General features: G+C 44.9%; 4 protein-coding genes and 1 tRNA gene. 2 read left to right on the top strand and 3 right to left on the bottom strand.

The genetic code is table 11. The annotated features are described in order from the left end of the window. Positions 1 to 4 precede the first annotated feature (4 nt). Positions 5 to 895 (top strand): YvcK family protein, encoded by an 891-nt coding sequence (locus tag B9J87_RS17045; RefSeq protein ID WP_013857260.1) that lies wholly within the window; start codon positions 5 to 7, stop codon positions 893 to 895. A 15-nt stretch (positions 896 to 910) separates the two neighbouring features. On the opposite strand, the gene luxU is transcribed toward B9J87_RS17045, so the two are convergent. From luxU to uvrB, 3 genes are all read right to left on the bottom strand, one after another. Then, positions 911 to 1,249, bottom strand: a complete 339-nt coding sequence (gene luxU, locus B9J87_RS17050; protein ID WP_088721080.1) for a quorum-sensing phosphorelay protein LuxU — start codon at positions 1,247 to 1,249, stop codon at positions 911 to 913. 4 nt (positions 1,250 to 1,253) lie between these two features. Further along, complete coding sequence (gene luxO / locus B9J87_RS17055; protein WP_026028245.1) at positions 1,254 to 2,660, bottom strand: quorum-sensing sigma-54 dependent transcriptional regulator LuxO; 1,407 nt, start codon at positions 2,658 to 2,660, stop codon at positions 1,254 to 1,256. 241 nt (positions 2,661 to 2,901) lie between these two features. Then, positions 2,902 to 4,932, bottom strand: coding sequence for an excinuclease ABC subunit UvrB (gene uvrB, locus B9J87_RS17060; RefSeq protein WP_094151886.1), 2,031 nt, complete (start codon positions 4,930 to 4,932; stop codon positions 2,902 to 2,904). Positions 4,933 to 5,477: 545 nt separating this feature from the next. Here uvrB and B9J87_RS17065 point away from each other — a divergent pair. Then, positions 5,478 to 5,553, top strand: a tRNA-Asn gene (locus B9J87_RS17065). The last annotated feature ends 182 nt before the right edge of the window (positions 5,554 to 5,735 follow it).

Below are 5,735 nucleotides of genomic sequence, written 5' to 3' on the forward strand. Positions count from 1 at the left end.
ACAGATGACTCTATACACTTCAAAGAAAGTCGTCGCCATTGGCGGAGGACATGGGCTTGGACGCATGCTAGCGGCGTTAAAAGATTTTGGCTCCAATGCGACAGGGATTGTAACCACCACAGATAACGGCGGTTCCACTGGGCGCATTCGCCACTGCCAAGGTGGCATTGCATGGGGCGATACACGTAACTGTATCAACCAGTTGATCACTGAGCCTTCCATCAGTTCGATGATGTTTGAATATCGCTTTAAAGGTGCGGGAGAACTCAATGGCCATAATCTCGGTAATTTGATGCTGACTGCATTAGATAACCTATCTGTGCGCCCTTTAGACGCGATCAACTTGATCCGCAACATGCTCAAAGTCGATGTTAATATTTTACCTATGTCAGAGCATCCTTCTGATCTTAGTGCACTTTCTATGGATGGTCATTGGGTCACGGGTGAAACGAATGTGGACGAGATGACGGAAGATTTAAGGCGCTTAGATTTATCACCTGAAGTGCCAGCAACCAAAGAAGCCATACTCGCCATCAGTGCAGCAGACTGCATCATCCTTGGCCCGGGAAGCTTTCTCACCAGTGTGATGCCACCACTACTGCTGCCCGAAATTGGCAATGCCATTGAGCAAAACGTAAAAGCAAAGCTGATTTTTGTTGAGAACTTGTCTCCCGAGCAAGGACCTGCTGGTCGCATGTCGCTACGGCAGAAATTGGAATGGTGTGAGCGCGCCTGCCACGCGCGAAAAATCGATGTGGTGATCGGCGATACACCACATCCGGAGCTGGCTGAACACTGGCATTGTGTCACTACAGAGCTAGCATCATCCAATCGTGACTGGCGGCACGACCGAGTTAAACTTCAAAAAGCCATTGAGAATCAACTCACAAGCTAATCCATCAAGTGGCAGTTAATCCACCAAGTGGCAATAGCAACGATGCGTCTCTTCGATAAGAGCGCGCATCGCCGCCACTTCTTCAGCCTCATCAAAAATGCAGTTTGCCTTTCCTTTGCTATCGATATCCACCGCTTTAGCGCACAGTTTATCCGCACCAAAGCTGGCGGCACTGCTTTTTAGAGCATGGCTGATGTCTTTTAAATATTCGATTTTATCCGGCAGATTTTGATCAGCTAGCTTCTGTGTATAGGCGCTCAGCTCGCTGAGAAAAATATCGAGCAATATTGGCACATTCTCTTCTCCAATTTCTTGGGCCAAATGCGCAATTTTGTTTTTATTGATCAGTTCCATATCTCTATGAGTTCTCTCTACTGTTCCACGCTTGAAGCTTGCGGTAGATCGTTGAAGGGCTAACGTCTAAATAACTGGCTGCTTTAGGAATATTACCATCACACGCTTCTATCGCTTGTTCGATGGCTTGTTTTTCCGTCATCCATAAAGGAAAAATATCGTGCACGGTTATATTTTCCTTGCGCGTATCCGTCGTTAGGTTTGCTAATCGGATCTTGTTATCCACGACTTGATTTAGCGGTGGGGGTAACATGCTCAGTTCGATCTCGTTGCCGTGGTTCAATACCACCACATTCCGCAACACGTTTTGCAGTTGACGCACATTACCCGGCCATTCATAGCGCGTAAAACGCTCCACAACCTCTGGCGCTAAGCGGACAAAACCTTTGCCTTCTTCTTTAGACATAAAGCCGAGCAAAGAGTAAGCAATTTCAATAACGTCATCGCCTCGCTCGCGTAGCGGTGGTAAATGCAATGGGATCACATAAAGACGATAGTACAAATCTTCACGAAAACGGCCCTCTTGTACCTCTTTCCATGGATCGCGGTTGGTAGCGCAGACAAAACGAACATCGACACTTTTCATCTTCGATGAGCCCACTTTCTGGAATGTGCCCGTTTGGATAAAGCGCAACAGCTTGGTCTGCAAATCCAAATCCATTTCACACAGTTCATCCAAAAACAGTGTGCCGCCATCAGCCAACTCGGCTGCGCCTTGGCGATCGGTCGCTGCGCCAGTAAATGCGCCTTTCACGTGGCCAAAGAGTTCACTCTCTATTAAGTCTTTAGGAATGGCGGCGCAGTTAATCGCAATGAAGGGTTTATCGCCACGTTTACTGGCCGCATGAATCGCTTCTGCGCACACCTCTTTACCCGTGCCACTTTCGCCAGTAATAAAAATACTGGCTTTACTGGAGGCCGCTGAGTCAATGGTTCGATAGACTGATTGCATGGTTTGACTGCTGCCGATAAAACCTTGGTAGTTCTGATTACCTGGGTTACCAGCCTCATTTTTTAGTTTGCTAGCTTTACGTATGGCGTTGTTAACCGTGACGCGCAAGCGGTCTGCTTCACAAGGTTTGATCAAGAAATCTTGGGCACCGTGACGCATCGCTTCCACTGCGGTATCGATCGAACCATGAGCGGTCATGAATATCACGGGCACATTGGGGTAGTGACTTTTCACAGCATGTAAAACGTCCATGCCCGTCATATCGGGTAATCGAAGATCCAGCAATATGAGGTCCGGCTCTCGGTGAGCTAAACTCTCTATCGCATCACGACCTGTACCAACAATATTGATATCGATTTCAAGGGGGGTGAGGTATGAACGATACAGCGCCGCAACGGAAGCCGTATCTTCCACCATCAAAAGATATTTAGCCTTTTGTAGAGAAAAGTCAGGTTGCATATTCTAGCCATTATTATTTTGCACTTCGCCTTAACTATTGCATTAAGGTTCGCATTTTGCAAAATAAAATGACAAAAAGGCACTAATTCGTTAGTTAATAGCCCTTTTTGCATAAAATTAATTGGCACGATATGTGCTCTATTCAATATGACCCTTAGGGGTCACCTAGCCAACTGACGTTGTTAGTGAATAAAGTGTTCACAAATAACAGCCAATAGACCTTTTTCTATTGGCTATTTTTTTAACTGTTGGTAATGAACTGCTGACGCAGTTTTTCAATTTGGTCACGCTTTTCGGCAGCCAATTCAAATTCTAGGTTTTGTGCGTGTTTGTACATTAACCCTTCTAGTTTGGCGATCTCTTTTTCCAGTTGTAGCGGCGTGGATATTTCATAAGTTTGCGAGCTTTCTGCCACCTTCGACAAAGGTACTTGTTTGCTCATCCTCTGCTGCTTGGACTTAGTAATATCACCTAACTCCATAATGTCTTTGACATTACGTTTCAGCGCCTGAGGTGTTATCCCTTGTTCTTCATTATGTGCTTGCTGCTTTTCACGGCGACGATCGGTCTCATCCATCGCTTTCTTCATTGAGTTAGTAATGCGGTCAGCATAGAGAATCGCTTTGCCTTCAATGTTACGTGCCGCACGGCCAATGGTCTGAATTAATGAACGCTCTGAACGTAGAAAACCTTCTTTATCCGCATCAAGAATTGCGACAAGAGAGACTTCAGGCATATCCAAACCTTCACGCAGTAAGTTAATACCCACTAACACATCAAATTCGCCTAGGCGAAGGTCGCGAATAATCTCAACCCGCTCAACAGTATCAATATCTGAGTGCAGATATCTGACCTTAACCCCATGTTCATGAAGATACTCAGTTAAGTCTTCAGCCATGCGTTTAGTCAATGTCGTGATCAGCACACGTTCATCTTTCGCTGAACGAATACGGATCTCTGACAACACATCATCCACTTGTGTTGCGACTGGTCGTACTTCCAGCACGGGGTCCAGTAATCCGGTTGGGCGCACCACTTGATCCACAATTTGTCCGGCTGATTTTTCTAGCTCATAGTTGCCCGGGGTAGCAGAAACAAAAATCGTCTGCGGCGCAAGTGATTCGAACTCTTCAAACTTTAATGGACGGTTATCTAAAGCAGAAGGCAACCGGAAACCAAACTCCACTAACGTTTCTTTGCGTGAACGATCGCCTTTGAACATCGCGCCAATTTGCGGCACGGTTACGTGTGATTCGTCGATAATCAATAAACCGTCATGCGGTAGATAGTCAAACAGGGTCGGAGGCGGCTCTCCCTCTTTTCGCCCACTGAGATAACGAGAATAGTTTTCAATACCTGAACAAAAACCGAGCTCATTCATCATTTCAATATCAAATTGAGTACGCTGCGATATGCGCTGCTCTTCGAGTAGTTTATTGTTTTCCAACAGGTAGGCTTGGCGAGTTCGCAGCTCCTCTTTGATGTGCTCTATCGCATCGACAATGCGCTCTCTTGGCGTAACATAGTGCGTTTTAGGATAGATGGTATAGCGAGGAAGATCTCGCTGAATCATTGCGCCCGTCAATGGGTCAAACAAACTGATGCAATCTACCTCATCATCAAACATTTCAACACGCACGGCCGCATAATCCGATTCCGCGGGAAAGATATCGATCACCTCTCCACGAACTCTAAATTGACCACGTTCAAACGCCATATCGTTACGTGTGTATTGGAGCTCGGCTAAACGGCGGATAATGTCGCGCTGATCCATCACATCGCCACGGCGAACATGCAGCATCATTTTCAGATAAGAATCAGGATCACCCAAACCGTAAATCGCCGATACAGAAGCTACAATAATCGCATCTTTACGCTCAAGCAGCGCTTTAGTCGCGGAGAGTCGCATTTGTTCTATGTGTGAGTTAATCGAGGAATCTTTTTCTATAAATGTGTCCGTGGTCGGCACATACGCTTCTGGCTGATAGTAGTCGTAATAAGAGACGAAATACTCAACCGCATTATTGGGGAAAAATGACTTCATCTCACCATACAGCTGTGCTGCGAGCGTTTTATTCGGTGCCAACAAGATAACCGGACGCTGCGCCTTGGCGATCACATTAGCCAAGGTGAATGTTTTCCCTGAACCCGTCACACCCAATAAGGTTTGATGAGCAAGACCTGCATCTAGCCCATCAAACAATTGCTTGATCGCCGTAGGTTGATCGCCTGAGGGTTGATAGCCCGATACCAATTCAAACGTTTTGCTCATAATGCCGTTGTCCTCTATAACTGAATAGGCATTCTCGCTGTTAGCCATGTTTTGTTGCAAGTAATTGTTCAAAATAGTTGCGTCGTAAATCACCCTGTTTTGAAAAAATGCTAGTTTCTTCTCCATACGTTTGCTACCATCTTCGGCCTGATTCGTAAAAAACCACTCCTAACTTTCAAAAATAATCCACTTGTTTTCCCCAAAATTTCAAAATGACTCCCTTTTTCTCATCGCCATTCATTTTCATTTCTTATTGATAATTTCAGTTGATAAATCAAAAAATAAAATAAAAAACATAGTGTTATATAAAAAACAAACTCAAAAAATGAGTAGAGTAATAACTCAACATTCATTGATGAAACGAATTGCTCAGGATTCGTCAACACACTTATCCACAATTTTGGTGGATAACTAAACCTAGCCTAATGCCGATAAGGGGTACAGAAAAGTAAAGTATTTTCAGGGAAATATTTTTACTTTTTCTTCGGCTGGAAAGGTTGACACTGGACACCCCACTCGCTACCATTCGCACCGCTCAAAGCAATTCCCCCTTAGTTCAGTCGGTAGAACGGCGGACTGTTAATCCGTATGTCGCAAGTTCAAGTCTTGCAGGGGGAGCCAAATTCAAGAAAAAAGACGTCCTAGGACGTCTTTTTTGTATCTAAACCTAGCTATTTCAAGGGATTGTATTCTCTTAACGTCTTTTCCTGACTCGTACTAGCTTAGAAGTTTAGGTACATAAATATTTTTCCCAAAAAAGTGACCCGTTAATCAATATAATTGCCCTTCATCCAAAGCAGAAG

This window comes from Vibrio sp. V19_P1S1T109 (assembly GCF_002241375.1).
Taxonomy (GTDB): Bacteria; Pseudomonadota; Gammaproteobacteria; order Enterobacterales; family Vibrionaceae; genus Vibrio; species Vibrio anguillarum.